This is a genomic window from Gluconobacter cerevisiae, assembly GCF_015244675.1.
GTDB lineage: Bacteria > Pseudomonadota > Alphaproteobacteria > Acetobacterales > Acetobacteraceae > Gluconobacter > Gluconobacter cerevisiae.
In genome coordinates this window covers 178448-199752 of sequence record NZ_JABCQO010000004.1, presented here as the reverse complement: position 1 = coordinate 199752, position 21305 = coordinate 178448, and the positions used below count along the sequence as shown (strand labels likewise).

Below are 21305 nucleotides of genomic sequence, written 5' to 3'. Positions count from 1 at the left end.
TTGTTTATGGACATCAAGTGGCTTGAAGATTTCATCACGCTTGCGCGCTTGCAGAGTTTTTCACGCGCAGCGGAAGAGCGTCATGTGACGCAGTCGGCTTTCAGTCGTCGCATTCAGGCTCTGGAAATATGGGTCGGGGTGCCATTACTCGATCGCAGCCGCTTCCCTACGACTTTAACGCCAGAAGGTCGTCGCTTCAGGGAAGCCGCAGAAGAGACCCTTCGTAATCTTCTCCAGAGTCGTGCATCGCTGACGGCGTCTTCGCACAATGATGTACCAACCATAGCTGTGGCAGCGCTGCACACGTTATCGGTTACGTTTTTCCCCCAATGGCTTTCTGAAATCGAAACGTCCATCGGACCATGTGGCAGTCGCTTGTTGCCAGATGATTTTCATAACTGCATGGCGGCTATCGTCGATGGCTCCTATGATTTTTTCCTGACCTTTTATCATGAAGCTGTTCCTCTGCTTCTTCATCCAAACCAGTTTCCTCATTGTATTGTTGCTCAGGACTTTCTTGTTCCTGTTGGTCTTCTTTCACACGAGCCTCAGTCAAGCTCCCCATCTCCCTTGCTGACCTATAGTCCGAACTCATTTCTCGGCCAGGTATGCCAGTGTCAGGAAGCGCAGGCCGTTCTACCCTACGGGCCTGATACTGTTCGGCATGTGAATGAAAATGCCATGGCAGAAGGGCTCAGGAAGATGGTTCTGGCAGGGCACGGATGTGCATGGCTGCCCAGAAGTCTGATCGAAAAAGACCTCGAAACCCATGAGATGATTGCCTTGGGAAAAGAAATTCCTCTGGAAATCCGACTTTATCGCAAAGCAGAACATACGCGTCCCGTTGTCGAACAGGTCTGGCGGGCGTCTCATCAGATGCCTTATGCAAATAAGGAATAATCCAGACTGACGCGGCATTGGACGCGATAAGATAGCTCCTCTAGGCAGGCCTGAGTGTTGTCGAAAGCGAGCTGGGCGATGGTGTCGAGTAAAGTAAAAGCTATCATGCTCTGCCTGAGCTTAGGCTTGCTGATCGATGTCTCGCAAAGTCACGCTGAAACCTTCCAGACGAGCGCACCGGTGGTTTTGGTCGAAGATGTTTCGGTTGGCCGTATTTTAATGCAAAAAAACGCGGACCGCCCGATAGCTCCGGCTTCTATGACAAAAATCATGACAGCCTATGTGATTTTCGATCTGCTTGACCAAGGCAAAATGAGACTGGATCAACTCATCACAGTCAACCCATCTGTGTGGAAGAGATGGCACGGTAAGCAGGGGGGCGCGACAATGTTCCTCCGTGTGGGCGAAACTGTCTCGGTTGAAAATCTTCTCAACGGGATGCTGACAGTATCAGGAAACGATGCCACTTACGCTCTGGCTTCGAGTATTCCCGGCGGTCTTGATGCCTTTATCGCATTGATGAACAAGGAGGCCCGGAGCATCGGGCTGACCGACAGTTATTTCAGCTCACCCAATGGATGGTCAAACAACGATACGACGCGGACAACAGCGCGCGATCTGGTTCTTTTAGCCAGCACAACAATTAAGCGTTTTCCTCAGTTTTATGTAAAATTCTACCACCGGAAAGAGTTTCTGTGGGGCAAAAGTCCAACTGGAGAGCTGATCCGACAACACAACAAGAACCCGTTGTTTGGTCGCATAGATCATGCGGACGGACTGAAGACCGGATTTACGACAAAGGCCGGCTACTGTTTCACCGGATCGGCAACAAAAAACAATCATCGCATTATTATGGTGATCGCAGGTTTGCCATCTGCTCGTGTTCGCGCTGACGAGGCGATACGCCTCATGCAAACGGCCCTGGACACCGTTCCTTAGAAATTGTTGCCAGGGCAACGCATTTTCCGAAAGAAATGAGAAGGGTCAGAATATGCCGATTGTTTTTCTCAATGGCACATATGTCCGTGCTGAAGATGCGCGTATTTCTCCTTTTGACCGTGGTTTCACGTTTGGAGAGGGCGTTTACGAAGTCTGTATCGCTGTGAACGGAAAATTCGTTGATGCTCCAGCGCATCTCGCCCGTCTGGACCGCTCTCTTGCCGCCTGCGGTATTGCACACCCTCCCGAACGGGCGAAGTTGGACAGCATCATGGAAGAACTGCTGCGAAAAAATGATGTCACAACGGGGCTGGTTTATATTCAGGTAACCTCCGGCGTATCTCCGCGCAATTTTACGATCCGTCCTGAGGGGCGATCCACACTTCTGATGATGGCGCAGGCTTCTGACTTTGAGCAGACCTCTGCTTTTCGCGAGGGTATTCATGTTCAACTGCGAGAAGATATTCGCTGGCTCCACCGCGACATCAAGACAACCATGCTGATGCCACAGGTCATGGCCAAACGTGATGCCCTTGCTCAGGGTATGTCCGATACTTTGTTCTATGACGAACAGGGCATCACGGAAGGAGCGTCGTCAAATGTGTTCCTGGTGGATGCACATGGAACCCTTGTGACTCGACCGTTGTCCAATCGACTTCTGGCAGGGTGTACGCGTGAACGTATTCTTGATCTGGCACGAGAGGCAGGATTGCCGGTTGATGAGCGCCCGATCCAACGTGCTGAATTCGCGACGGCAACAGAGTGTTTCGTGACCAGCGCGACCTACCTCATCACACCTGTTCTAACGGTTGATGGCGTCTCAATTGCCGATGGCCAGGTCGGGCTAGTCACGCGCACGCTTCAGCGTCTCTACTGTAACTCTATGAACGACTGAGGAGTATGTGGGACCGGGGCTTGCTTATACAAAACCCAGCATCGTTCCGGACAGGACCAGTGCTGCCAGAACAAGTGAGGGAGTAAGGCGACGCCATGCTCAGTCCAATGCCCATCGCCTCAAAGGTTCAGCGCGCGCTGTCGATGATTGACCCGCCATCGGGAGTCAGAGAATACCCCGTCATGAACTGGGCATCCTTGCTGGCCAGAAAGAGAACCACAGGAGCGATGTCTTCTTCCGGGGAACCATAGCGACCAAGCAGGTTGGTGGCTGGCGGCACATTTGCCTCTGGTCCCCAGGTTTCGGCGACGGGGAGAACATTGTTGACAGTGATCTTGTCACCGGCCCATTCGCGCGCAGCTGTTCTGGTCAGCGCACGCACGGCCTCCTTTGCCATATTGTAAGGCCCCATACCTGCAAGGCCGATAATCCCGGCCATCGAACCGAAATTGATGACGCGCCCAGTGCCGCTGGCCTTGAGATGAGGATAGGCAGCCTGCATGAAGTGCAGGTAGGCGGTTGGTCCCATGTCGAAATTGCGCTGAAGCTGTTCTGTCGACAGATCGAGGATCGACGAATAAGCGACGGTTGCATCGAAAGCATTGTTCACAAGGATGTCGAGACCGCCATAAGCAGCAACCACCTTATCCACGGCTGCCTTGATCTGGTCCGCATTTCTTGCATCGGCAGGAACAGCCAGAGCGGTGCCGCCAGCAGCTTGGATATCGGCCACAACTGCATCGACGCTAGCCGGTGTGCGTGACAGCACGGCAACCTTGGCGCCTTCAGAGGCAAACAGTTTGGCGGTGGCGCGACCGATGCCACGGCTGGCGCCTGTGACGAGTGCGATTTTTCCTTCAAGTCGTCCCATGGTCATTTCCTTTGGGTGTTTGAGGTTTTTGCTGTGTCAGCGCGTGCAGGTCATGGCGTATGGAGACGGGACCGCACGTGCAGTGTTCTGGGTCGTGAAAGACGCGGCCAGCAGCACCAGACCGATCAAAGCGGGCAAGGCACCCTGAGGTTTCCGAACCCCGAGATGTGCCGATCCGGACAGGAGCAGGTGAAAGAAGATACCCGCATAGGCCAGATCGCTCAGGGGAATGCTGATCCGTGAGAGGATTGCCAACGGTCCCAGAATCTTGACCGCGATCATGAGCGGCACGAGGTATGGTGCTGGATAGTTCAAGTCCGCCAGTGTCTGTCGAACCCACGCGGCTTTGGTCAGGTACAGGGTCGCAGAGCCGAAATAGAGCAGCGACAGAAGGATCGTGCTGATCCAGTAGAGAAGGGTTGCGGTCATAACGGTTCCCGATCGCATCGTGCTTCGATGAGATCATCGGCCCGATGTCACGCTGTATTCATACGCTCATTGGGTCTGACGCCACGAGCCTGTATAAGATTTGATCCTCTGCATGAATTTGCGCAAGTAGGATGAATTACTGACAGTAAGTATGGAAAGTATGACTAATGGCTGACGATGACTTCACCATGCAGGACGAGATGCGACGCGCTTTCTCGATGCTCTCAGGCAAGTGGAAGCTCGAAATCATGTGGCTGCTCAACCAGCGCGTTCATCGATTTGGCGAATTGCGCAAGGCGATACCCGGCATCACCCAGCACATGCTGACCGCCCAACTCCGCGAACTGGAGGCAGATGGTCTGATCTCCCGCACGGTTTATGCGGAAGTTCCGCCGCGTGTGGAGTACGAGATGACCGCCAAGGCGCGGGGGCTCGGGCCAACCATGGAAGCGCTGACCGCGTGGTGGCTGGAATATGGTAAAACCGTGCCTCAGAAGCCGATCATTCGAGGGCGGCACAAGCAGGCAACCGTCCCCAAGGCTGGGTCGGAGCGGTAGAGTTGAGAAAACTCAAGGAAGCTCTGTCAACTCGTTAGAACGGCTTTTGTGTTCGGAGATAATGTCTGGAGTGATGCTGATATCAAAAGGATTACAGGCGATCCTTTACACTCGGCAAATACCGCGACGGCGTGCTGCCGACAGCCTTTCGGAACATCGTAATAAATGCATTGACGGACTCATAACCAAGCATGGCCGCGACCCGCTGTACGCTCGTACCACTCGCCAGTTCACGGAGCGCGACGACAAGATGAAGCTGTTGTCGCCACCGACCGAATGTCAGCCCGGTTTCCTGAATCATCAGTCTGGCCAGAGATCGTTCGCTCATCGCAACGCGTTGGGCCCAGTCGGCCAACGTACTGCGATCTGACGGCTCGGTCGTTAGCGCATCAGCGATGGTACGAATTTTGGTATTTTCTGACACAGGCAGGTTGAGACCCTGCCGTGGCATCTCAGCCAGCTCGTCGAGCATCACGCGCGCCAGTCGGGCGGCATGACTATCCGGAGGATAATCTTTTGGCTCGGCAGCTAGACGATCGATCATCGCCCGGATCATCGGCGTTATCTCCAGCGCACAGCAATGGTCGGGAAGGCTGCTCGCACCAATTTCGACGAAGAGATAATCGACGCGCGCGTTCGCAGTCGCTCTGGCGCTATGTGACACCCCGCCCGGAATCCAAATTCCGCAGTTTGGGGGAACGATCCATACGTTCTGGGCGGCGGTGCAGGTAACGGCCCCATATGATGCCAGAATCAACTGGCCTTTACGATGAATGTGCGTCGGCACCTCAGATGCATGATCAGCAAAGTCGAGCCTGTGGGCGATCGCGGTTGCACCCGAAGTGTCCGGGTCCACGGAAGCGATAGCTGAGGAGCGATACGGCATCGGATTGGCAGCTTTCAGTGATTGATTGTCTGGATACCTAATTTATCTGGTTGTTGCAACTCGTTATCAACAAACTATGACATTCAGGCCCTTCTGGCAGGACGGGTGGATCAGACCCACGCTGCCGCAACTCATCGCCCCGCTTCGCAACCCAGCCCTCAGGGCAGACGGTGAAGCGCTGCTCTTTTCCGCCAAGAGTTTCGCGGCCGCGATGCTGGCTTATTTCATAGCGCTTCGCATTGGATTGCCGCGTCCTTCCTGGGCGATCGTCACCGTTTATCTCGTGTCGCAACCCACCGCGGGAGCCTCGTTCAGTCGTGGTCTCTACCGTCTGATGGGCACTCTGGTCGGGGCGCTCGCGACCGTGGCAATCGTTCCGATCTTCGCCAACGAGCCAGTGGTGTGCAGTGCGGTGCTCGCCGGATGGATCGGCCTTGGTCTGTTTCTGTCGCTACTCGACCGCACGCCGCGCTCTTATGCCTTCGTGCTGTCCGGCTACACAACCAGCCTGATCGGCTTTCCTGCAGTTGCGGCGCCTGGCGCAGTCTTCGACACTGCAATTGTGCGCGTGCAGGAGATCGCACTGGGCATTTTGTGCGCAGTGGTGATCCATCGCTATGTGTTCCCCCGGCCGATGACCGGCCAGTTTCAGGCCAGGCTAGCAGCGACGCTGCATGATGCCCGAAGACTGGTCCGCGATGTATTGAACACCGCCTCGGAAAGCTCATGTCGCGATGATCGCTACCGAATGGCTCTGGACATGCTCGCGCTCCGGGGACTGGCGACGCATCTTCCTTATGATCCGGTTACAACACGTCTACGCGGCGCAACGTTGCGCACTTTACATGATCGTCTGGCTCACCTGTTGTTGCTCCTCAACGATGTTGAGGAACGCCTCTCCCTCATCCATGCGCCTGGAATGCCTGAGGAGCTAGCGCAGCTTTTATACAGAGTTCGCAGATGGATCACTCTGGACACGCCGAATGATCGCGGAACAGAAGCGCACAGGGTGTTCCAGAATGCCCGTTCGCTCAACCATGCCGATGACGCCACCTTGATCGACGGCCTTGTCGCCAACATCGCCCGTCATCTCGCCGAGCTTGTCGGCCTCCTTCACGATATCGAACGGCTCGGCGCCGAAGCCAGCGCAGCAGAGTGTGCAACAGAGCCACTCCACGGCGATGGGAAAACGACTGGCTATGTCTTCCATCGCGATCCGATGATGGCGGCGCGGGCAGGTCTGGGTGCCGCTTGCGGGATCACCCTCGGCTGCTTCTTCTGGATTTGGTCTGCGTGGCCCGATGGAGGGCTGGCTGTATCGGTGTTGGGTGTCACCTGTGCTCTGTTCGGCAATGTGGATGCACCGGTGCCGTATGTCCGAAAATACATGCTTGGCTCGGTCTATGGCATCGCGATCAGCCTGATCTACAGCTTTACTGTCCTGCCGCGTGTCTTCGAGTTCTGGGTGCTGATCGCGGTCCTCGCCCCGGCGTTTCTGTTCGGAGGATCGTTGCAGGCTCGGCCGTCGACCGCCTTCATGGCTCTCGGCATCACCTTGACTGTCCCGATCCTCGTCGGGCTGGGCCCTGTTTATGGCGGAGACTTCGCTGAGGCCATCAACAGCAGCATCGCGCTGTTGATGGGGGTCGGCTTCGGAGCGGCAACTATGACGTTGTTCCAGACGGTCTCCCCAGATACCGCGATCAACCGACTGCTGCTGCTCGGCCGTCGAGACGCGGCCTATCGCGTCCGAAGCAGGGTTTCCGCCGAAGCCGCCTGGACCAATCTGACAATCGATCGCATCGCCCTGTTGCGACCCCGTCTAGGTCTTTCGGTGCGTCCGACAACGGAGACGATCGACATGATCGTGCGGGACCTTCGCATTGGTCACGCAGTTAGCCGTCTTCGCGAGCGTCTCGACCCGCTGGAAAGTGAAGCCGTCAGTGCCATCTGCGTCCTGTTGCGCGATATCGCACATTATTTCGACAGAGGTTCACCATCAGTCGATGAACTGAGCAAGCAGGTTGAAGAGCTGATCGCGTTCATTGCCGTCGGGACGAGGGCGCGCCGCCTGCTGCTTGACCCGCTTATCGACCTGCGTTTCGCGCTTTCTTCCGTCCAGAACAGCGAGGCCAGAGCATGATCCCAGACCTCTGCATCAGTAGCGTCTTTGTTCCTGGTTTGTTGGGAGGCGCCTGCATCGCCTTGGTAACCACCGTTGTGCTGCTGCGTCTGCTCACCGCCCTCGGTGCGTGGAGACTGCTCTCTATCCGGCCGCTCGTCGAACTGGCCGTCTTCGTCGTCCTGTTCAGCCTGCTCGCGCAGGGTCTCTCCATCATCGGACCCCTTCCATGAAATTCCTTCTTGCTTTTCTGGGGCGCCATGCTTTGACGCTTGGGCTCGTCGTCATCGCCGCTGCCGTCGCGCTCCAGTTATGGGAACGCAATCAGCGGACGCCCTGGACCCGTGATGGCCACGTACGGACTGACGTCGTACGGGTTTCGACCGATATTGGCGGTCTCATCACCCAGGTTCTGGTTCATGACAACCAGGTGGTGCACCCCGGCCAGCTCCTGATCGTCCTCGATCGACCGCGCCGGGCCGCGGCGCTCGGACGTGCAGAAGCCGCCATAACGGAGGCGAGGGCGCAACTCGATCTGGCGCGCAAGGAGACGCGGCGTGATCTGGCGTTGCGCGATCTCGTCGCGACAGAAGCGCACGAGCAGAACATCGCAAAGGTCAGGACGACGGAGGCAGCGCTGACGCGCGCACTCGCCGACCGCGACGTGGCCCTGATCGACATGCAGCGCACCGAAATCCGCGCAACAGTCGGGGGCACCGTCACCAATCTTGACCTTCACCCTGGCGATTATCTGGCTGTGGGCGCCCAAGCCATGGCGCTGGTGGATGCCGAGACGTTGCGCGTGGAAGGGTACTTTGAAGAAACCAAACTGCGCAGTGTCTCCATCGGTGATCGCGCGCGCATCCACCTGATGGGAGACGATGCCGATATCGTCGGTCATGTCGAGAGCATTGCCGCCGCAATCGCCGACGACCAGCGCGAGAACTCCGGAAATCTGTTACCAAAAGTCGCGCCAACATTCTCATGGGTGCGGCTTGCACAACGCATTCCTGTCCGTGTGCACATAGACCGCGTGCCAGCGGGAACGAAGCTGATCGCCGGGCGAACGGCGACGGTGGAAATCCTGCCCTCAACAACCCCGAACGTGGTTGGGAGGCACCTGTGAGATCTGTTTTCGCGCTGTGTATGGCGCTTCTGATGACCGGCTGCGTTGCTGGGCCGGATTATCGTGTTCCTGACGCGGCCATTGCCAATCGCCCTGGGGCGACGAAGGCGCTCCTTGGTAGCAGGGACGAAGGCGTGGTTCAGGCATCCTTGCCACCGCATTGGTGGCATCTCTACAAGGATGGCCGCCTCGACGCCTTCGTCGCCGAAGCACTGGCGGCAAACACTGATCTTCGCACCGCAGACGCCAATCTCGGCAGAGCAGATGCCCTCATACGCGAAGCCGAGACAGCACGCACCGTAACGACGGATTTTAATGGGCAAACAACTGGCTCGCGGATCGGAGGTCCGACCCGGTTTCTGCCAGCACCCTTCAGTTATGCACTGGGTATGAACATCAGTTATCCTCTCGATCTGGCTGGGGGCATCCGTCGTGCAATCGAAGAGGCGAACGCCCAGTCAGAGGCAGCGCAGGCAGCGCGCGACCAAGTGCGTGTGATCGTAGCCGCCACCGTCACCCGCAATTATGCCCGCGTTTGTGCCGATGGCGTAGCGCTGGCCGCCGCAAGACACGTTGTTGCCGTTCAACGTGCGACACTTGATGTCGCATTGCGTATGGCCAACGAGGGGCGCGGCACGCGCTTTGACAGTGAACGCGCGCGGACGGCAGCATTCGCGAGTGAAGCCGCCATTCCGGACATCCTCGCCGATCAGAAAACCGCTTTGTTCGCGTTGGCAGCCGTCATGGGACGCGTTCCATCGGACTATCCGCACGCACTGGAGGCATGCACCATAATCCCGTCGCTTGTCCTCCCGCTGCCGGTTGGCGACGGAGCAGCACTATTGAGGCGCCGTCCCGACATCAGAAAGGCAGAACGACTTTTCGCTTCGGCGACAGCTGGTATCGGCGTCGCCGAAGCCGATCTCTACCCCAAGGTCAGTCTTGGCGGATCGGTGGGGAGCACCACGTCGATCACGCATGCCCTGACGTTGTCGTCGTTCGGCTTGAGCGTTGGTCCACTGGTCTCATGGTCCTTTCCTAACCGGGTCTTGGCCCGAGCCCGTATCATACAGGCTGGCGCAGAATCCCGTGCTGCGCTCGGTGCGTTCGACGGAACGGTTCTGCTCGCATTGAAACAGACTGAGAGCGCCCTGTCGGCCTATCGGCGAACGCGTGAGCGTCTCGAAGACCTGGACCGGGCTGCGAACTCCGCTGGCAAGGCAAGCAGCGATGCCGAGACGCTGCAACGCTTCGGCCGCACGCCATTTTTCGACGTCCTTAACGCGCAAGCGAATTACGCCGAGGCGCAGACACGTCTGTCATCTGCTCGGATCGATCTGGTCGATCGGCAGATTGATCTGTTTCAGGTGCTCGGCGGCGGTTGGGAATGAGGAGGACCTTACGACCAAAAGTGAGGCCGTTTGAAGTCACCCATTTTCCGCCTTTGATTTACGTCCTGCCTCAACGCCAGTTCGTTCCAGATCGCTTCTGGAGACAATCCATGACTTGAATTCCGACTGAAACCGTTCTGTTTCCTCAAAAACCGGAGAAGATATTGACCAGTCTGGCTACCGGACGCATGAATGATAAATGACCGTTGCAACCAAACAGATGCTTGTCAGACGCACCATTGTGGATGCGGCTCGTCCCCTGATCGGAAGTCAGGGTTTTTCAGCAGTGGGTATTTCTCAGATCATTGAGGTCGCTGGAATTCCGAAGGGCTCTTTTTATCATTATTTTGAGTCCAAAGAGGCATTTGGCGAAGAACTTCTCCACCTTTATATCTCTGATTATCTGGCCAAGATGGACATCATGTTCGGAACGTCAGGGAAAAATGGTCGGGAGAGAATTCTCGCCTACTGCCAGTTCTGGTGGGAAACACATGTTGACGGAAAAACAGGCGATAAATGTCTGATCGTTAAGTTGGGAGCCGAGGTTTCGGACCTTTCGGAGCGAATGCGCCATATTCTCAAAAACGGAACGGAACAGGCAGTCGAACGCATTACGGCGATCGTCCGGGCAGGGCAGGAGGATGGGTCCATCCAGTCTGCCATGAATTGCTATATCCTTGCACAGGCACTTTATCAGCAGTGGCTTGGCGCAACTCTGATGGTCAAGATCACCAGAGACTCACATCCATTTGATAATGCATGGGTAGCGACGAAAAGCTTTCTCGATCATACCTGAAGACGGCAGCGAGGCCTCGCCTCTTGTCGGCTCGATTCTATAGACGACCGGTCTAATAATATACGACCGGTCTAATTCTTATCGGGAAAAGATCGTCTGAGGAGGGAGTCATTCCCTGCCCATTCAACAGAGAGTCATACGTTTCGTGCCCGGAGCGGACGGAACCGAATGGCCATCTGCATGAAAAGGGCAGGCTCTGCTCAGCGTCACTTTTTCCATATATGCAACACGAGGTAAGAATGGCTTACGCAAGTACCAATCCTTTTACCGGCGAAGTGCTGGCAACCTTTCCGAATGCAACGGATGCAGAAGTTCAGGCGGCTCTGACCCAGGCCCATGCTGCCTATGAAAAGTGGCGTGAGACCTCATTTGCCGAGCGCGCACGGATCATGAAGGCTGCGGCTGACATTTTGCGTCGTGACGTCGATAAATATGCCCGCCTTGGCACGCTGGAAATGGGCAAGCTTTTCTCGGAATCCAAGAAAGAGGTCATCCTTTCCGCCGAAATCTTCGAATATTATGCCAAATATGCCGAAGAGCTGCTGAAACCGGAATCTCTCCCCGTTGCCGATCCTGCCGAGGGCAAAGCTGTTCTGGTTCACGAACCGCTTGGGATTGTTCTTGCGATCGAACCGTGGAATTTTCCCTTCTATCAGGTCGTCCGCATCATTGCGCCGCAGCTTTCTGCCGGTAACGCGGTCATTCTCAAGCACGCGTCCAACCTGCCGCAATGTGCCGCCATCTGCGAAGAGCTTATGAAGGAGGCTGGGATTCCGGTTGGACTGTTCCGTAATCTTTACACGGCCCGTCATCATACCGAGATGATCCTGAGTGATCCCCGTGTTGTTGGCGTTGCGCTGACGGGCTCCGAAGGGGCTGGTACCATCATCGCCGCTACGGCTGGCAAAGCACTCAAGAAATCCATGATGGAACTGGGTGGGGCAGATGCTTTCATCGTTCTGGACGATGCAGACGTTGAAAAGGCGGCAAAATTTGCGGTGATTGGACGCCATTGGAATGCAGGCCAGGTCTGTGTATCCGCCAAGCGCCTTATCGTGGCAGACGCCGTTTATGACCGTTTTCTGGAATTATATAAGAAGGGTGTTGCCGAGCTGAAGGCTGGCGACCCAATGAATCCAGCGACAACGCTTGCACCTGTCTGTTCTCAGGGCGCGAAGGACGATTTGGAACGTCAGGTCGAAGAGGCCAGAAAGCATGGTGCGAAGGTTGAGGTCATTGGTGCACCCGTACCAGAAAAAGGCTCTTTCTTCCGTCCCCTGCTGATGACGGGACTGGATGGCAACAATGCAGCCCGGCACTGGGAATTCTTTGGGCCGGTGACGCAGCTTTATCGCGCCAAGGACGAAGATGACGCGGTACGCATCGCAAACGACTCCCCCTATGGGCTGGGTGGTGCCGTTTTTACGAAGGATGAAACCCGTGGCGCACATGTGGCATCTCGCATCCGGACGGGTATGGTGTTCATCAACCATCCGCTCATTCCCAAGGCAGACCTGCCATTCGGGGGCATCAAGAACTCCGGCTTTGGTCGTGAACTGATCGGTCTGGGTATTAAAGAATTCGTCAATCACAAGCTGATCAACATCGTTGATATTGACGCTCCACTGTAATGAAAAAGGGGGATGGAAGTATTTCCATTCCCCTCTGACTCCGGCGTCTGATCACGCATGACGCCCGGAGTTGGCCTGACGGACCTTTCTCAAGAAAAACGCATGAATCTTGAAGCCAGCGGATAACGCTTCGTCATCCGGAGCTTTCAGCGTGCCAGAAAAAACCCCTTCTACTCAGGTAAATATGGTTTTTGTGGCAGGAGCCGTGCAAACAGAGGCTTGTAAACCAATGACGTCTCGTCCTGAAATTCTGATTGTTGGCGGAGGGGTGGCCGGACTCTCACTGGCGACCCAGTTGGGAAAATCCCTTGGCAAGCGCGGCAAAGCCCGCGTTACCCTCATTGACAAAAGCTTTTCCCATGTCTGGAAACCGATGCTGCACTGCTTCGCTGCCGGAACCGTTCTGAATGAAAACGACCGCGTCAGTTTTATCACGCAGGCCAGCCGGTATCATTTTGAATTCTGGCCCGGAGAGGTCGTTTCGGTTGACAGGGATAAGAAGGAAGTAGTTCTTAGTCCGTTTTATGCTTCGGATGGTACCCTCGTACTGGATAGCCGAACCCTGCGCTATGACGCACTGGTGTTGGCGATTGGGAGTTGTGCCAACGATTTCGGCACGCCAGGCGTAAAGGAGCATTGCCTGCCGATCGATAACCTAGTCGATGCCAACCACTTCAATGAAAAATTCCGTATGGAATTACTAAAGGCGTTCGCCAATACTTCGGAACTGGATATCGCGATTGTCGGCGGAGGTGCAACGGGGACGCAGCTTGCGGCGGAACTCCACAAAGCACTTGATATTGTAGATCCCTACAGCCTGCATGCTTTCGGCCGGACTCCCCCCAAGCTGCATGTCACGCTGCTGCAGTCCGGGGCGCGTATTTTGCCCGCTTTCCCTGAATCAGTCTCTGAAGCTGCCAAAAATGAACTGGAGCGGATTGGCGTCACGGTCCGAACGAGTGCCCGTGTTGCCGGAGCGGATGCCGACGGTTTCATTCTCAAGGATGGCACACATGTTCCGGCCAAACTTCGTGTCTGGGCTGCTGGCGTGAAAGCTCCGCAGGTCACGCAGACTTATGGCGGTCTGTCACTGAACCGGTCAGGACAGCTCTTGGTCAACAGCAATCTTTCGTCGAAGGATGATCCAAATATCTTCGTCATGGGAGACTGCTCGTTCATCGAAGACGATCCTTTGCCAGCTACGGCACAGGTTGCCCGACAGCAGGCCAATCATCTGGGGCGGCATCTGCCAGCCTGGATCGAGCATGGACGGGATGTGCCAGGATGCATCTTCCATAATAAGGGTGCTATCGTGGCGCTGGGCAAATACAACGGCTGGGCTGCCCTACCGGGAGGAACTGTCTGGGGTGGTGGATTTTCTCACGGCCTGTCGGCGAGGCTGGGGCATATTATGCTGTATCGTCAGCACCAAATCGAACTGTTCGGATACTATCGCGGCCTGATCTCGTTTTTCTCAGACTGGGTGGAAGGCTTTGTCCGCCCTTCCATTCGGCTGGACTAATGATCTATCTGGCCCGTTTGAACTCATTGGTTTCGAACGGGCCAGAACCTGCCACAACCATTCGACTTTTGGCAGGCTGGCGGCAAAGGCTTCTTACCCGCGCAAAAAAGAATGAGTCCTGAGTCTAGATAAGGCGTCGTGTTTCCCATTTATCGATCACTGCTGCGGCCAAAGAATTTCCGATCACATTGGTGGCGGATCGCCCCATATCCAGAAACGTGTCGATGCCGAGGATCAACAAAATTCCCTCTTCCGGAATGTTGAACTGTCCAAGTGTTGCGACAATTACGACGGAAGATGCTCGCGGAATTCCTGCCATGCCTTTGCTTGTCAGCATCAGCACAAAGAGCATGGTAATCTGAGTGCTCCAGGGCAATGCAATATCGTACGCCTGCGCAATAAATATACTGGCAAAGGTGCAGTACATCATCGTGCCATCAAGATTGAAGGAATATCCAAGCGGCAGGACGAAAGACGAGACCTTTCGAGATACGGGCAACTTGCCCAACTGCTCCAGAATGAGCGGATACGCAGCCTCTGAACTCGCCGTTGAGAATGCCAGAAGGAATGGTTCACGCATCAGGTCGATCAGTTTTCTGGCTTGTTTGCCAAGGAAAGCAAACGCAACGCCAATCAGCGAGGCCCAGAGAATTGCGAGCGCGAGATAGAACTCACCCATGAATTTTCCGTAGATGCTTAAAATGGAAAATCCGTTCGTTGTAACAGTGGCCGCCATGGCGCAGAAAACGGCCAAAGGGGCAACCATCATGACGTATCCTGTCACCCGCAAAATAATATGCGACAGGCTTTCCGTCCACTCCAGAACGACTTTCGCTTTAGCGGGCAGGGATGCGCAGGCAATCCCAAAGAAAATTGAAAAAACGACAATCTGAAGAATTTCATTATCCGCCATTGCGCGGAAAATGGAATCCGGGACCATATGCTGGATAAAGCCGTTTAAAGTCAGAGAATGAGCTGCCAGATGAGTATCTGCTAGCGTGTTGACTTTGTGCATGCCCACGCCGGGCTGGAAAATATTTACGAGTATCAGGCCGAGAGTAAGAGAGAACAATGACGCACAGACAAACCACAGCATAGCCTTGCCGCCGATCCTGCCAACCGCTGCAGCATCAGACATATGACCGATCCCTACAACGAGTGTTGAGAAAATCAGAGGGGCCAAAATCATCTTGATAAGCCGCAAAAACACGGTTGAACCGATCGAAAGGTTCCCCGCAATCAACTGCTGGGTTGCGGGATCTGGGAAAAACGCATGCGCAACACCCCCGAGCAGACTTCCCAGTATCATTGCGGCAAGAATGAGCAGCGTCATCCGGTTTTTGTGCAACAGAATGATTCCTTGAGGTTGAGGTTTGCTCTCTATGCAGCAGATGGGCCGAAAATAAAAATATATCGCAGCGCAACCCTAAAAAAATCAGATGATCATTGCTCGGTATGTTTGCCAGAAACATTTTCCGTATGATCGCATGTGCCTCTCTGCGTGCGTGACGCCCGATAGGGGAAAGCACGCGATTTACGGCAGGCCGTTCTCAGTGGCCGGAGATATCTCTGAACCGACTGAACCCCTCTTCTAGGTCGGCTATCAGATCATCAACGTCTTCCAGGCCGATATGCAGCCATATGAGATGTCCGGTTTCTGTCCATTGTGTTGCCGTCCGCATGGAACGGGGACTTACGGGCAACACCAGACTTTCGAATCCACCCCAGCTGTACCCGATCGTGAACAGCTTCAACCCGTCAATCATGGCTGCTACGGCTTCCGATGACGAATTGCGGGTCACGAATGACAACAAGCCGCTGGCCCCACGGAAATCCCGCCGCCATAGAGCATGATCCGGGTGAGAGGGGAGGGGAGGGTAAAAGACGTGCGAAACGTCCGGCCGTTGTTCCAACCAGAGGGCCATGGTCAACGCACTCTCCTGATGCCGTTGCAGCCGGACATCAAGGGTACGAAATCCGCGCAGAACGAGTGTCACATCGTCTGGCCCGACGAACTGGCCAAGCTGGAAATGCATGTCTCTGACCTGCTCCCACGCACGGGGGCCGCAGGCAATCGTGCCCAGCATCACGTCGGAATGACCGCCGATATATTTCGTGGCGGCCATGATGGAAATATCAACACCCAGTTCCAGTGGTTTCAGAAACAGAGGTGTTGCCCAACTGTTATCCATCAGAACGCAGATATCACGCTGATGGGCTACGGCTGCGATAGCGGGAACATCCTGGATTTCGAACGTGCCGGAGCCGGGGGATTCGAGGAAAACAGCCCGCGTGTTAGGCTGAAATAACTCAGCAATGGCAGCCCCGACGCGGGGATCGTAATAGGTGGTTTCGATATCCATCCGTCGCGCCGCAGTATCGCAGAAATGCCGGACCGGGCCGTAAACGCTGTCAGGGACGAGCAGATGATCGCCTGCACCGCAAACCCCCAGGATCGCCGTGCTGCAGGCCGTCAGGCCAGATGGACAGAGCAGCGTGCCGGTAGCTCTTTCCAGAGCGCTGAGAGCATCACAAAGTGCAGTTGAGGTTGGATTGCCTCAGCGGCCATAACGGTAGGGTTGCTTCCCGCCTGCCAGAGCAGCAACGTTAGGGAACGCAACGGTCGAACCGCGATAGATAGCGGGATTGATAAAGCCGTGATGCTCCGATGGATTGACAGCAGCGTGAGCTAAAAATGTGCGATCATTCATTTTATTAGGCATTTTGCCTCCATTCCCTGCGAACGTAGGAAGTTTCTGGCAAAATGTGCTTTCAAAAACATGGATTCATGGACGTCTATGAGAAAGAATATTAACTTGAGTGAATGATAAAACTGGATCAGATCGACCGTATGATTTTACGGGTTCTGCAGGCGGATGGACGCCTGAGTAACAGCGATCTGGCGCAGAGGATCGGTATCTCCGCGCCCGCCTGCTGGAAACGACTGAAGCGACTGGAAGCCGACTGTATCGTGAGATATCATGCGGAGCTGGACTCAAAGGCGCTCGGCCTTAATCTTTTCGCGTTCCTCAGCATCATGCTCGATGACCATTCCGAAGAAACGATGACCGGATTTGAAAAAGCAGTTTCGGAAATGCCCGGAGTGATTGCCTGTCATAATGTCTCGGGGAAATATGACTATCTGCTGCAAATAATAGTGCGGGACATGGAGGATTTTCACGCACTATCCATGCGACAGATCCGGATGCTGGGATGCATCAAAGAAATGCATACGCATTTCTCGATCCGTGAAATCAAACGGTCTGGCAGACTACCTGTATGAGCAATCAACTCAAGGTTCGTAGCCGGAACATGACGGTTTCAGCGAAGGGGATGATGGAGAAGAAGACGGTAGACTGCCTGTCGAGCGAATGACGACACGTTCCGTTCCGCCAGCAACTATCGCGGGCGGTCGGGCAGGGTTACTGCCTTTGTGTGGTCACTGGCCTGACTGGTCGGTCATGAAGAAACTCAGAGATATTCCATTGTGGTCGGCTGCAATGTTTCCGCTCGGAATGTGTGGGTTTTCCACCCGCAACCTGCTGTGGTTCTTCGCGAAAAAGAGGCGTTCATCTTCTTTGCTCAATCCCATCAAGGGGTCATAAGCTTGGGAAGAACTGGCAAGAGAAATCATAGCGCAGATTATCGCTGTGAAATGTAGCCCTCGGATTGTGAAATATCAGAGGAAAACAGCAGTTTTGTAAGGATACTTTGTGTATGGTGTCCGCGAGAGGATTCGAACCTCCGGCCCCAGGATTCTTACCACTTCGGTTTTCACCGCCATGCCGCAAGGCATGTTTGTGGTCTGGACTGTCTCTTCACCACAGCTACGAATAACATAGCCAAGGTGTTGCCCGTACAGTCTCTACACCTTCGTTCCAGCGCACCAGAACGCTTGGCTCGGGATTGGCACGATCGAGATGATCAGAGCGTTCCCCGAATTTGAGCAAATCCACCATGCGGTTTCCCATCATGGCGCCCAATTCTAAAGCCTTAGGAATCCTGTGCTCTATCCTGCTGAGCTACGCGGACAAACCTCCTTGAACATATTGTGGTTTCTCTGTTTGTGCAACCATGCCTGCGCCACAAACGCACCACAGATATCGCAAGCTGTAAATTGTTAATGGAAAAGCGGAAAATCTGGACCTGCAGGGACGAGATGTGTGGATGAAAAAAGAATGGTAGCGTTTGTTTAGGCTATTTAAACTTTTTCCGGGTATTCTTGTTATCGAGGTTTCTGTTACGGCTTTGCGCTACGCTTTTTTTTATCAAAGGGTGATTATTTTTCTGGTAGTGCCAAATCCTGAGTAGGATAGAGCGCGTTCGCATCTGTCATCCTACAGAATATCTCTCTGGCCAGGGGACAGGTTTGACTGGGTTGAAAATTGCCATGATCTGCGTTGCTTGTGATGTTGCGTTGAAGTGGCTTGAAAGCTCTCTGCTTTTGGATCTGGGGTGCTGATCGTGGGAGCAATAAAGATGATGGATAGTCTGTCCCGTCAGGTCAGAGAGACTGACCCCACTCTTCTGCGTCTGAAGCTGATTGGGCAGATGGAAGCGAAGACCCTCATGGGAGACAGTGTGCTTCCTGTGGGTGGGAAGACGCGTGCTCTCCTGGCAATTCTGGCTCTATCTGACCGCAAGCCCGTTCTGCGGTCCCGTCTTGCTGAATTGTTGTGGAGTCAAAGGCCCGAAGACATGGCCCGTGCTTCTCTCAGGCAAGAAATTCATCGCCTTCTGGACGCGTTGAGCCCGCTGGGTGTGGATGTCATCGACGTTCAGCGGCATTCACTCGCCCTCAAACCAGCCCTGACATCGGTAGATGCCGAAAGACTTCTGACGGCTAGTCTTCGAACGATCGACAGTGTGGTCTGGTCAGATGAGCCGCTTCTTGGAGAGTTGATTGGTGTTGATCCGGCATTAGACGAATGGATTACCCAGCAAAGAGAGCGACTCACCGGCCATCTTCAACAGCTTTATGAAAGTGCTGTCCGGGAGTTTACGGATCCGGATCAGGTTGCGGAGATGGCTGAGCGCCTTTTGAAGTTCGACAGCTTCAGTGAGGTTGCCTGGCGCACCAGAATACAGACGGCTCTTCACCGTGGGGACCACGTGCGCGCGGCTGCGCTTGTCGAGCAGATGACGAGTGTGCTCGGAAATGTCGAAGGGCATATATTGGCCCCGACTACACAGGCGCTGATTAGTGGTATCGGAATAGAGAGCGCCAGTAGAGAGCTGTCGAGAGATATCTCTCAGGCAACCTCGTCCGCACCCACTTCAGATGCGTCTTTTTCGATGTCTATGCCCCGGCCAGACCCCATGTTGGTCTTGCCGTTGCATTATGCTGCCCGTAATCCTTCTGGCACAGAGTCCCGAAAAATCTCCCTGATTTTTCAGGCACCAATATGTTTCGATGAAAAGCTTTTACAATGTGGACAGCTTTTCCGAGACCAGTTGGAACTCATGTTTGTAAGCATGGGAACCTTTGATATCGTCGCAGTTCCCGATATTTCCCTTTCGGACCCGGTGAACGCCGTGGCGGCCTATCAGGCTCTTGGGGCAGACTACGTCATCTCCACAAGTCTGCGTGGCGGGGAAGATGGTGCCGAAAATCGTCTGATCCTTCGCGTGCTCGATGCACGACGCAACGGTGTTATCATCTGGGGAACGCATTACGATTTCCCATCTTCTGGATCTGATCAGGCCCGAAGCAGCATGTTGACCCCGGCACAGGCCATGCAGTGGAGTATTTTTGTTGCTGAGGCCCGGCGCACGGCAGGACGTCCTGACATGGAGCTGTCGCCGCTGGGTATGGCATTGAGGGCTTTCACCCTCCTTTTAAAGCATGATTCGTCGTTTTTTAAAAAAATTGACTTTCTGCTGAACGATGCGGAGGGTCTTGAAAAGACCGACGGAACCATCGCTCTTATTGATGCGATGTACTGCTATGTACGTTTTCAAAATGAATGGAGTGCCGAAGCGGAGGCTCTCTTCTCTCGTGGCCTGCGTAGTGTGCGGGCTGCGATCTCACTTATGCCGGATACGCACGCAGTTGAAGTCCTGCTGGCTGCGTATCTGATGTATGATCCTGCAAGTCACAGTACAGCTGTATCAGTCGTTCAGGATGCTATTGAGCGCATCTCCTGCAATGAAGGGAATCAAAAAGATTCTCCTGACAGTCTGATGGCTGATATTATTCTGGAGCTTCTACGGGGAGAGACAAAGCCAGCTATTCGCAACGTAAAAATTCTTCTGCAAAATGGGTGCCGTTCGCAGTTCCTTGAACTCCTGCGACCTGCCTTCATGATGATTCTGTTGTTGGGCCAAGAGTATCAAGAAGTCATCTCTATGGGGCGGTTGATGTCTGGCCTGTATCCATCCTGTCCGAGCGCTCTGGTGTACTATCTTGTCGCGTTGACTGAACTGGGAGCTTTTCCGGATGAGGCTCATCAGGCCTGTCGGCACCTTCTTCGTTTGGTGCCTGACCTGACAGTTTCCAGAGTTGTCAGCCGGTTCGCATTTGCAAAACCTGTGCAGCAGGCAAGACTGGCTGAGGTGCTGAGCAAGGCAGGTTTGGCTGCCGGATAGGAACATCTTCCGTCAGGCGCTTGGCCTTGCGCCGTCGGCGCGATATGAACACTCAAGAAGTTGCCGGCTACAGGCCTCGCCAGTCTGTATCCTTGCTTGTGACCGGCCCTGGCGCGGCCCGCAGGACCACCCATGATGTCTCGCATCCAGTTGACCGTTCTTCGACCCTTTCACCGACCAGCGGCCCGTCTTGCCCTTGGATGTCTGGCTCTCAGTGCACTTTCCGCCTGCGGCGGTGGACGCGATCCCAGCACTCTGACTGCCCCGCGCAATCATCTTCTGGGTGTGGATCGTGGAGCCGAAGGCGGTGCCGACGAGCTTCGTGGCGGGGTGAATGCCTATTTGTGGCGCGGCGCGATCGATACGCTGTCGTTCATGCCGCTGGCGTCTGCCGATGCCGTGGGTGGTGTCATCCTGACGGACTGGTACCAGCCTTCCGCCACTCAGAACGAGCGTTTCAAAATTGCGGCCTACGTTCTGGACCGCCGCCTGCGTTCGGATGCCCTGCGGGTTTCCGTCTTCCGGCAGGTTCTTCAGGATGGCCAGTGGGAAGATACCCCGGTCTCCGCCACCACAACCTCCGACATCACCACCCGTATCCTGACGCGCGCGCGTCAGTTGCGTGCCGAAAATGGCGAGCGGGACAACTGAG

At 55.0% G+C, this 21305-nt stretch carries 20 protein-coding genes and 1 pseudogene; 14 read left to right on the top strand and 7 right to left on the bottom strand.

All coding sequences use genetic code 11. The features are described from left to right. Positions 1-6 precede the first annotated feature (6 nt). From HKD21_RS07350 to HKD21_RS07340, 3 genes are all read left to right on the top strand, one after another. On the top strand, positions 7-900 hold the full coding sequence (locus HKD21_RS07350) for a LysR family transcriptional regulator (RefSeq protein WP_194255002.1): 894 nt from the start codon (positions 7-9) through the stop codon (positions 898-900). Between the two features lie 78 nt (positions 901-978). Beyond that, positions 979-1839 (top strand): D-alanyl-D-alanine carboxypeptidase family protein, encoded by an 861-nt coding sequence (locus tag HKD21_RS07345; RefSeq protein ID WP_194255001.1) that lies wholly within the window; start codon positions 979-981, stop codon positions 1837-1839. A gap of 52 nt (positions 1840-1891) precedes the next feature. Further along, entirely contained in the window at positions 1892-2734 is an 843-nt protein-coding gene (locus tag HKD21_RS07340) for an aminotransferase class IV (RefSeq protein WP_194254999.1), read from the top strand. A gap of 127 nt (positions 2735-2861) precedes the next feature. Here HKD21_RS07340 and HKD21_RS07335 read toward each other — a convergent pair whose 3' ends face one another. Beyond that, complete coding sequence (locus HKD21_RS07335) at positions 2862-3605, bottom strand: SDR family NAD(P)-dependent oxidoreductase (RefSeq protein WP_194254997.1); 744 nt, start codon at positions 3603-3605, stop codon at positions 2862-2864. Positions 3606-3641: 36 nt separating this feature from the next. Next, positions 3642-4034, bottom strand: a complete 393-nt coding sequence (locus HKD21_RS07330; protein WP_194254995.1) for a DoxX family protein — start codon at positions 4032-4034, stop codon at positions 3642-3644. A 167-nt stretch (positions 4035-4201) separates the two neighbouring features. Between HKD21_RS07330 and HKD21_RS07325 the strand changes: the two genes are divergently transcribed. Next, entirely contained in the window at positions 4202-4591 is a 390-nt protein-coding gene (locus HKD21_RS07325; protein WP_194254993.1) for a winged helix-turn-helix transcriptional regulator, read from the top strand. Between the two features lie 91 nt (positions 4592-4682). Here the strand turns inward: HKD21_RS07325 and HKD21_RS07320 are convergent, their stop codons facing one another. Then, entirely contained in the window at positions 4683-5477 is a 795-nt protein-coding gene (locus tag HKD21_RS07320) for an AraC family transcriptional regulator (RefSeq protein ID WP_194254991.1), read from the bottom strand. Between the two features lie 76 nt (positions 5478-5553). On the opposite strand from HKD21_RS07320, the gene HKD21_RS07315 reads away from it, so the two are divergent. The 7 genes from HKD21_RS07315 (at position 5554) to HKD21_RS07285 (ending at position 14065) form a co-directional block, all read left to right on the top strand. Further along, positions 5554-7620: an FUSC family protein gene (locus HKD21_RS07315; protein WP_194254990.1), complete on the top strand. Its 2067-nt coding sequence runs from the start codon at positions 5554-5556 to the stop codon at positions 7618-7620. Continuing rightward, on the top strand, positions 7617-7832 hold the full coding sequence (locus HKD21_RS07310) for a DUF1656 domain-containing protein (RefSeq protein WP_194254989.1): 216 nt from the start codon (positions 7617-7619) through the stop codon (positions 7830-7832). The genes HKD21_RS07315 and HKD21_RS07310 overlap by 4 nt, the downstream gene beginning before the upstream one ends. Continuing rightward, positions 7829-8725: an HlyD family efflux transporter periplasmic adaptor subunit gene (locus tag HKD21_RS07305; RefSeq protein ID WP_194254988.1), complete on the top strand. Its 897-nt coding sequence runs from the start codon at positions 7829-7831 to the stop codon at positions 8723-8725. The genes HKD21_RS07310 and HKD21_RS07305 overlap by 4 nt, the downstream gene beginning before the upstream one ends. Continuing rightward, a complete protein-coding gene (locus HKD21_RS07300) occupies positions 8722-10116 on the top strand; it encodes a TolC family protein (RefSeq protein ID WP_322782914.1) in 1395 nt (464 codons plus the stop codon). The genes HKD21_RS07305 and HKD21_RS07300 overlap by 4 nt, the downstream gene beginning before the upstream one ends. 199 nt (positions 10117-10315) lie before the next feature. Continuing rightward, positions 10316-10912 (top strand): TetR/AcrR family transcriptional regulator, encoded by a 597-nt coding sequence (locus tag HKD21_RS07295; protein ID WP_194254987.1) that lies wholly within the window; start codon positions 10316-10318, stop codon positions 10910-10912. Between the two features lie 239 nt (positions 10913-11151). Beyond that, positions 11152-12543 carry an NAD-dependent succinate-semialdehyde dehydrogenase gene (locus HKD21_RS07290; RefSeq protein ID WP_194254986.1) on the top strand — a complete coding sequence of 464 codons (1392 nt, stop codon included), beginning with the start codon at positions 11152-11154 and terminating at the stop codon, positions 12541-12543. Positions 12544-12772: 229 nt separating this feature from the next. After that, positions 12773-14065 carry an NAD(P)/FAD-dependent oxidoreductase gene (locus HKD21_RS07285; protein ID WP_194254985.1) on the top strand — a complete coding sequence of 431 codons (1293 nt, stop codon included), beginning with the start codon at positions 12773-12775 and terminating at the stop codon, positions 14063-14065. Positions 14066-14189: 124 nt separating this feature from the next. Here HKD21_RS07285 and HKD21_RS07280 read toward each other — a convergent pair whose 3' ends face one another. The 3 genes and pseudogenes from HKD21_RS07280 to HKD21_RS14570 form a co-directional block, all read right to left on the bottom strand. Then, positions 14190-15398, bottom strand: coding sequence for a dicarboxylate/amino acid:cation symporter (locus HKD21_RS07280; RefSeq protein ID WP_194254984.1), 1209 nt, complete (start codon positions 15396-15398; stop codon positions 14190-14192). A 217-nt stretch (positions 15399-15615) separates the two neighbouring features. Continuing rightward, positions 15616-16611, bottom strand: a pseudogene (gene metC / locus HKD21_RS07275) (cystathionine beta-lyase); the annotation flags it as partial. A 12-nt stretch (positions 16612-16623) separates the two neighbouring features. After that, positions 16624-16788 carry a hypothetical protein gene (locus HKD21_RS14570; protein WP_322782913.1) on the bottom strand — a complete coding sequence of 55 codons (165 nt, stop codon included), beginning with the start codon at positions 16786-16788 and terminating at the stop codon, positions 16624-16626. 101 nt (positions 16789-16889) lie between these two features. Here HKD21_RS14570 and HKD21_RS07270 point away from each other — a divergent pair, with 101 nt between their 5' ends. Further along, positions 16890-17348, top strand: coding sequence for an Lrp/AsnC family transcriptional regulator (locus HKD21_RS07270; RefSeq protein WP_194254983.1), 459 nt, complete (start codon positions 16890-16892; stop codon positions 17346-17348). Between the two features lie 544 nt (positions 17349-17892). On the opposite strand, the gene HKD21_RS07265 is transcribed toward HKD21_RS07270, so the two are convergent. After that, a complete protein-coding gene (locus tag HKD21_RS07265) occupies positions 17893-18039 on the bottom strand; it encodes a hypothetical protein (protein WP_194254981.1) in 147 nt (48 codons plus the stop codon). 505 nt (positions 18040-18544) lie between these two features. Between HKD21_RS07265 and HKD21_RS07260 the strand changes: the two genes are divergently transcribed. Beyond that, positions 18545-20653, top strand: coding sequence for an AfsR/SARP family transcriptional regulator (locus tag HKD21_RS07260; RefSeq protein WP_194254980.1), 2109 nt, complete (start codon positions 18545-18547; stop codon positions 20651-20653). A 132-nt stretch (positions 20654-20785) separates the two neighbouring features. Then, a complete protein-coding gene (locus HKD21_RS07255; protein ID WP_228121119.1) occupies positions 20786-21304 on the top strand; it encodes a DUF3576 domain-containing protein in 519 nt (172 codons plus the stop codon). The last annotated feature ends 1 nt before the right edge of the window (position 21305 follow it).

Coding starts and splice junctions, on each gene's coding strand:
- HKD21_RS07350 (WP_194255002.1), top strand. CDS start 7: ATGGACATCAAGTGGCTTGAAGATTTCATCACGCTTGCGCGCTTGCAG.
- HKD21_RS07345 (WP_194255001.1), top strand. CDS start 979: ATGGTGTCGAGTAAAGTAAAAGCTATCATGCTCTGCCTGAGCTTAGGC.
- HKD21_RS07340 (WP_194254999.1), top strand. CDS start 1,892: ATGCCGATTGTTTTTCTCAATGGCACATATGTCCGTGCTGAAGATGCG.
- HKD21_RS07335 (WP_194254997.1), bottom strand. CDS start 3,605: ATGGGACGACTTGAAGGAAAAATCGCACTCGTCACAGGCGCCAGCCGT.
- HKD21_RS07330 (WP_194254995.1), bottom strand. CDS start 4,034: ATGACCGCAACCCTTCTCTACTGGATCAGCACGATCCTTCTGTCGCTG.
- HKD21_RS07325 (WP_194254993.1), top strand. CDS start 4,202: ATGGCTGACGATGACTTCACCATGCAGGACGAGATGCGACGCGCTTTC.
- HKD21_RS07320 (WP_194254991.1), bottom strand. CDS start 5,477: ATGCCGTATCGCTCCTCAGCTATCGCTTCCGTGGACCCGGACACTTCG.
- HKD21_RS07315 (WP_194254990.1), top strand. CDS start 5,554: ATGACATTCAGGCCCTTCTGGCAGGACGGGTGGATCAGACCCACGCTG.
- HKD21_RS07310 (WP_194254989.1), top strand. CDS start 7,617: ATGATCCCAGACCTCTGCATCAGTAGCGTCTTTGTTCCTGGTTTGTTG.
- HKD21_RS07305 (WP_194254988.1), top strand. CDS start 7,829: ATGAAATTCCTTCTTGCTTTTCTGGGGCGCCATGCTTTGACGCTTGGG.
- HKD21_RS07295 (WP_194254987.1), top strand. CDS start 10,316: ATGACCGTTGCAACCAAACAGATGCTTGTCAGACGCACCATTGTGGAT.
- HKD21_RS07290 (WP_194254986.1), top strand. CDS start 11,152: ATGGCTTACGCAAGTACCAATCCTTTTACCGGCGAAGTGCTGGCAACC.
- HKD21_RS07285 (WP_194254985.1), top strand. CDS start 12,773: ATGACGTCTCGTCCTGAAATTCTGATTGTTGGCGGAGGGGTGGCCGGA.
- HKD21_RS07280 (WP_194254984.1), bottom strand. CDS start 15,398: ATGACGCTGCTCATTCTTGCCGCAATGATACTGGGAAGTCTGCTCGGG.
- HKD21_RS14570 (WP_322782913.1), bottom strand. CDS start 16,788: ATGCCTAATAAAATGAATGATCGCACATTTTTAGCTCACGCTGCTGTC.
- HKD21_RS07270 (WP_194254983.1), top strand. CDS start 16,890: ATGATAAAACTGGATCAGATCGACCGTATGATTTTACGGGTTCTGCAG.
- HKD21_RS07265 (WP_194254981.1), bottom strand. CDS start 18,039: ATGATGGGAAACCGCATGGTGGATTTGCTCAAATTCGGGGAACGCTCT.
- HKD21_RS07260 (WP_194254980.1), top strand. CDS start 18,545: ATGATGGATAGTCTGTCCCGTCAGGTCAGAGAGACTGACCCCACTCTT.
- HKD21_RS07255 (WP_228121119.1), top strand. CDS start 20,786: ATGATGTCTCGCATCCAGTTGACCGTTCTTCGACCCTTTCACCGACCA.